At 39.1% G+C, this 5,826-nt stretch carries 5 protein-coding genes; 4 read left to right on the forward strand and 1 reads right to left on the reverse strand.

Annotated features, from left to right (window positions below):
- Positions 1-49 precede the first annotated feature (49 nt).
- Positions 50-1,141 carry a GntR family transcriptional regulator gene (locus J7I96_RS26830; RefSeq protein WP_214772676.1) on the reverse strand — a complete coding sequence of 364 codons (1,092 nt, stop codon included), beginning with the start codon at positions 1,139-1,141 and terminating at the stop codon, positions 50-52.
- Between the two features lie 346 nt (positions 1,142-1,487).
- Here J7I96_RS26830 and J7I96_RS26835 point away from each other — a divergent pair, with 346 nt between their 5' ends.
- From J7I96_RS26835 to J7I96_RS26850, 4 genes are all read left to right on the forward strand, one after another.
- Positions 1,488-3,098 carry a xylulokinase gene (locus J7I96_RS26835; protein ID WP_214772678.1) on the forward strand — a complete coding sequence of 537 codons (1,611 nt, stop codon included), beginning with the start codon at positions 1,488-1,490 and terminating at the stop codon, positions 3,096-3,098.
- 22 nt (positions 3,099-3,120) lie between these two features.
- Entirely contained in the window at positions 3,121-3,816 is a 696-nt protein-coding gene (locus tag J7I96_RS26840) for an L-ribulose-5-phosphate 4-epimerase (protein WP_214772680.1), read from the forward strand.
- 51 nt (positions 3,817-3,867) lie between these two features.
- Positions 3,868-5,292, forward strand: coding sequence for an L-arabinose isomerase (araA, locus tag J7I96_RS26845; RefSeq protein ID WP_214772682.1), 1,425 nt, complete (start codon positions 3,868-3,870; stop codon positions 5,290-5,292).
- Positions 5,293-5,531: 239 nt separating this feature from the next.
- Positions 5,532-5,826 (forward strand): MFS transporter (locus tag J7I96_RS26850; RefSeq protein ID WP_215048202.1); only part of this gene is annotated, 295 nt, incomplete at its 3' end.

Genomic DNA, 5,826 nt, shown 5'->3' on the forward strand with positions numbered 1-5,826 from the left:
TGGAGGCAGCCATTGTGGGAACGGAGCCTACAGGCATCACACACTAAGATTATTGTATGTCTAACTCTTTGACAGTTTCTCCTTCAATTAACACTGGTTGATAATAGGTTTCGTTTGGTAAATCCTTCTTTCCTTGTAACTTTTTGATGACCCAATCAGCTGCATCATGTCCCATTTGTTCTTGTGGGTGTGTTAATGTCGTTAGTTTGATATTTGCATTTTTCGCAATATAGGAATTGTCCTGGCCAATAATTGATAATTGTTCGGGAATAGAAATATCAAGTTGTCTGCATACATTTGCTACTTCCAATCCTACCTCGTCGTTATAGCAAACAATGGCAGTCAACACGTCTCTATTTTCATTTAGGAACCCTTTCAAGTTCGTGTAAAGGTCTAGCTTCGTTTCTGTAGTATACGAAAACAATTGCTCTGGTTGAAAGCGTAATTTGGCTTCTCCAAGTGCTTTTATATATCCTTTCATTCGATACTTTCCTTGTAAATCATCCATTTTAGCAATGAGTCCGATTTGGGTGTGTCCTTTCGAAATCAATTCTTTTGTTGCGAGATAGCTAGACTGCACATCGTCCAGGCAAAAGAAAGGAACCTCTAATTCTTCATAATAAGCGTTAATCATGATGAATGGAACCTCTTGTTCCTTAAACGATAGGTAGTAACCGATGTTGGGATTGTAAAGGTTGCTTTTTGTAGGTTCAATGATCAAACCATCCACGCCAAATGACAACATCATTTCCAAGGCTTTCTTTTCTTGTTCGACATCATTATTTGTACTGGCTAATAGTAACGAATAATTATCTTCATTCAATCTTCTTTCAATTCCGCGGATAATAGAGGGGAAAATGTAATCAGAAATGTAGGTCGTGATTACACCTATCGTTTTATTTTTGGAATGGCTACCAGATTTTGATTGATATTGGTTACTAACATATGTGCCAGATCCTTTTTCACTTCTTAAGAATCCCTCGTTTGATAATTCTAAAATGGACTTTCGTACAGTGTGTCGGCTAACGTTATACATTTCTTGCATGACGGATTCAGTAGGAATTTGTTCCCCTACACTATATTCACCTGTAAGGATTTTATTTTTTAAATCATCAATGATTACCTGATACTTCGGTTTCATTAAACCTCACTTCTTTCATAATTGTTTGCATGCTAATTAATTCACTTGAAGTATTTGTGCGGACATATTTTAACATAATTTTGAATGATTTAAAACAAATCGCCTTATTTTTTGTATAAATTATAGAAAAGTTATAAAATCCCCTATTTACCTTTAGGTTTCATGTCATAAAAATTCCTTTATTACTAATTTACCACTCAAAGGTGAGGATGGAGTATTTCGCTCGAAAGTTGTAAGTATAAATAATATTCACTATTGACAAATGTACGTACAGAAAAATATAATATGGTTGTTAATATATTTAAGTGCCTCCTTTTATTGAAAGCGCTGTCAGGAGGGGATTAACGTGCAAACGAGTCGTTTGAAAATTAAACATGCGATTACCGAGGGAGAAACTTCACTTGGGATTGAATTTGGATCCACCCGTATTAAAGCGGTGTTGATTGATAATCGTTATGAAACTATCGCATCTGGAAGTTATGAGTGGGAAAACCTCTTGGAAAATGGAATTTGGACGTACAACTTAGTGGATATTATCACTGGTCTGCAAACAGCTTATAGTGAAATGAAGCAAGAAGTTGAACGGAATTACGGAATTACCATTCGGAAAATAGGTTCTATTGGATTTTCCGCAATGATGCACGGGTATATGGCTTTTGACAGTACAGGGGAGCTACTTGTTCCGTTTCGAACTTGGCGCAACTCAACAACTGGTGTTGCAGCAAAAGAATTAACTGATCTATTTCAATTTAATATCCCTGAACGGTGGAGTATTGCCCACCTTTATCAAGCAATATTAAATGAAGAGAAACATTTACCTCGTATTGATTGCATTACGACTTTGGCTGGATACATTCACTGGTTATTGACTGGTAATAAAGCAATTGGCATTGGAGATGCTTCTGGTATGTTCCCCATTGATGAATTAACGCAAGATTACAATGAATCAATGGTCAAGCAGTTTGATGATTTAATTGTGACGAAAGATTATCCTTGGAAACTAAAAGAGATTCTTCCCAAAGTTTACATTTCAGGAGAGCAAGCGGGTGAATTGACCGAAATTGGAGCGAAAATCCTGGATAGATCAAGGAATTTACAACCAGGCACTCCAATTTGCCCACCGGAAGGCGATGCTGGAACTGGAATGGTTGCTACGAATAGTGTAAGGAAACGTACCGGAAACGTATCAGTAGGAACTTCCGTTTTTGCCATGATTGTACTGGAGAAAGAACTTTCAAAGGTATATCCAGAAATAGATTTGGTAACTACACCAAACGGAAGTCCAGTTGGAATGGTTCACGCGAATAACTGTTCAAGTGATCTCAATGCTTGGCTGGGATTGTTCCGTGAATTTTCTGAGGCAATGGGGCAGAAGGTTGAAACAAATAAATTATTTGAAGTAATGCTGAATAAGGCTTTGGAAGCGGATCCAGATGGTGGCGGTTTGCTTAGCTACGGTTATTTCTCAGGTGAAAATATCACAGGATTAGAAAAAGGGCGACCTTTATTTGTTCGCTCACCTGAGAGTCATTTCAATTTAGCGAACTTCATGCGGACTCACCTTTTTACTGCTTTTGGTGCTTTGAAAATCGGCATGGGTATTTTGACAACGGAAGAAAATGTTGCAATTGATCGTATTTTGGCTCACGGTGGTTTATTTAAAACGCCTCTTGTAGGACAAAAAATTGTTGCCGCTGCAATGAATGCTCCAGTTTCAGTGATGTCAACAGCAGGAGAAGGCGGCGCGTGGGGAATGGCGATTCTAGCATCTTACATGATAAATAAAGATCAAAATGAAAGTTTAGAAGACTTCCTCGACAAAAAAGTATTCGAAGAGGCTGAGGGGCAAGAAATTTATCCTGATCAGGTGGATGTTAAAGGATTTGAAGCATTTATTGAAAGATACAGGAAGGGTTTAGTGATTGAGCAGGCCGCTGTAGACAATTTGATGTTATGAGTGGAAAACTGGAGGGACTGACGTGTTAGAACAACTGAAAGAAGAGGTATTTCAAGCAAATTTGGACTTGCCTAAATATGGACTCGTGAAATATACATGGGGAAATGCGAGTGCCATTGATCGTGAAAGCGGTTTATTTGTTATCAAACCTAGTGGTGTTGATTACGAAACGATGAAAGCCAGCGATATGGTTGTTGTTGATTTAGATGGCAATGTTGTTGAAGGCAAGTTGAGGCCTTCATCAGATACAGCGACTCACGCAGTACTTTATAAGTATTACCAAGAAATCGGCGGCATTGTACATACTCATTCAACTTGGGCGACAATCTGGGCTCAAGCAGGCCTTGATGTTCCGGCGATGGGGACCACTCACGCAGACACATTTTACGGATCCGTCCCATGTGCCCGCTACCTAACACAAGAGGAGATTGATCGTGGGTACGAAGTGGAGACTGGGAAGTTAATCATCGAAACATTTGAAGAGCGCGGGTTAGACATTTTAGCCGTTCCTGGTGTCTTACTTCATGGTCATGGTCCCTTTACTTGGGGAAAAGATGCAAAAACCGCCGTAATGAATAGTGTGGTGTTGGATGAAGTTTCGAAAATGAATTTATTTACACGGGAATTAAATCATTTTGCAAAAGAATTACCACAAAATATTTTGGATAAACACTATTTACGAAAACATGGAAAATATGCTTATTACGGTCAAAAGTAAGATCAACGCTATCAAATTATCAAACCATTAGATAAAGAAAAGAGGCTTATTATGTTAACAACAGAAAAAAAAGAATTTTGGTTTGTCGTAGGATCACAACATCTATATGGGGAAGAAGCGTTAGCAGAGGTCAAGGCGAATGCACAAACGATAACCGATGCATTAAATGAAAGCGGTATTTTACCCTATCCACTTGTATTGCAAGATTTAGCTGTCAGTGCAGATAAAATCACAAGCATCATGAAAGAAGTCAACTATCGTAACGAAGTTGCCGGTGTCATCACTTGGATGCATACTTTCTCACCTGCAAAAATGTGGATTCGTGGAACAAAATTATTACAAAAACCATTGCTTCATTTGGCTACACAATTCAATGAAAGCATTCCTTGGGCAACGATTGATATGGACTTCATGAACTTAAACCAATCCGCTCATGGTGACCGTGAATATGGTTTTATCAATGCCCGTTTGAAAAAACAAAATAAAGTTGTTGTAGGTTATTGGGAGCGTCCTGAAGTGCGCCAGCAAATTGCACAATGGATGGACGTAGCGGTTGCTTATAACGAAAGCTTCAACATTAAGGTCGCTCGTTTTGGAGACAACATGCGTAACGTTGGAGTAACCGAAGGGGATAAGGTTGAAGCGCAAATCCAATTTGGGTGGACAGTTGACTATTTTGGAATCGGAGACCTTGTTCAATATGTAAATGCGGTTACTGATGAAGAAATTGATGCTTTATTTGCAGAATACGAAGGACTTTATGAATTTGATTATGGTACCTACAGTAGGGAAGATTGGGAGAAAAGCGTAAAGGTACAGGCAAGCTATGAAATTGCGATTAAACGTTTCCTTGATGATGGTGGTTACACGGCCTTCACAACGAACTTCGAAGATTTATATGGGATGAAACAACTTCCTGGTCTTGCCGTCCAACGTTTGATGGCACAAGGATATGGCTTTGCGGGTGAAGGAGATTGGAAGACGGCAGCACTTGATCGCTTACTGAAAGTGATGAGCCATAACCAATCAACTGGATTTATGGAAGATTACACCTATGAATTAGCCGCTGGACAAGAATCTATCCTTCAATCACATATGCTTGAAGTCGACCCATCTTTAGCAAGTAACAAACCAAAAATTATCGTATCTCCATTAGGTATAGGTGATCGTGAAGACCCAGCACGTTTGGTATTCGACGGCAAAGCAGGAGATGGTGTCGTTGTTTCCATGGCTGACTATGGTACAAACTATAAACTTTTGATTAATGAAGTTTCTGCATTTGAGCCAACTGTTCCAGCACCAAACCTTCCTGTGGCCCGTGTACTTTGGGAAGTGAAGCCAAACTTCCAAGATGGAGTGAAAGCTTGGATTGAGAATGGTGGCGGTCACCATACAGTTGTTTCATTGAATTTAACAACAGACCAAATCATAACCTATGCCAAACTTGTTGGCTTGGAATACGTAGTTATCAAGTAATGTCTCCCCCTCCAAGGAGGCTCTGCTTCCTTGGAGGGGAAAAATAGGTAATCCAGAAGTTTCTGGAAATAGTAATAGATTAGTATTTTTCCTGTATCCGGAAGCGTATTCGTGTTTTGCATGGAAAAGATGAAAGCGTTTTAATAGCAGAATGACGACACAGAATTCATCCTGATAAATAGTTTTTAGTAGTGGGATTTTTAAAAATATAATTTTAAAACCTTGAGGAGGGAATTTTAATGGTTAATGATAAGAAAATCTCAAGTGGATTCATTTATTTTTTTGGGGCTTTTGGAGGCATTCTCTTCGGTTATGATATCGGCGTCATGACGGGTGCTTTGCCTTTTCTGCAACATGATTGGAACCTTCAAAACAACCCAGGTGCCATTGGCTGGATTACCTCTTCGTTGATGTTTGGAGCTATTTTTGGAGGTGCCATGGCCGGACAACTTTCCGATCGTTTAGGACGGCGCAAAATGATTTTAATATCTTCTATCATTTTTGCTGTTGGATCCATTTTGGCAGGAATATCCC

This window comes from Bacillus sp. ISL-78, from assembly GCF_018613455.1.
Taxonomy (GTDB): Bacteria; Bacillota; Bacilli; order Bacillales; family DSM-1321; genus Peribacillus; species Peribacillus frigoritolerans.

What these genes read in the sequence shown, in the direction of transcription:
- J7I96_RS26830 (WP_214772676.1), bottom strand. Translation starts at nt 1,141, where the DNA reads ATGAAACCGAAGTATCAGGTAATCATTGATGATTTAAAAAATAAAATC.
- araA (WP_214772682.1), top strand. Translation starts at nt 3,868, where the DNA reads ATGTTAACAACAGAAAAAAAAGAATTTTGGTTTGTCGTAGGATCACAA.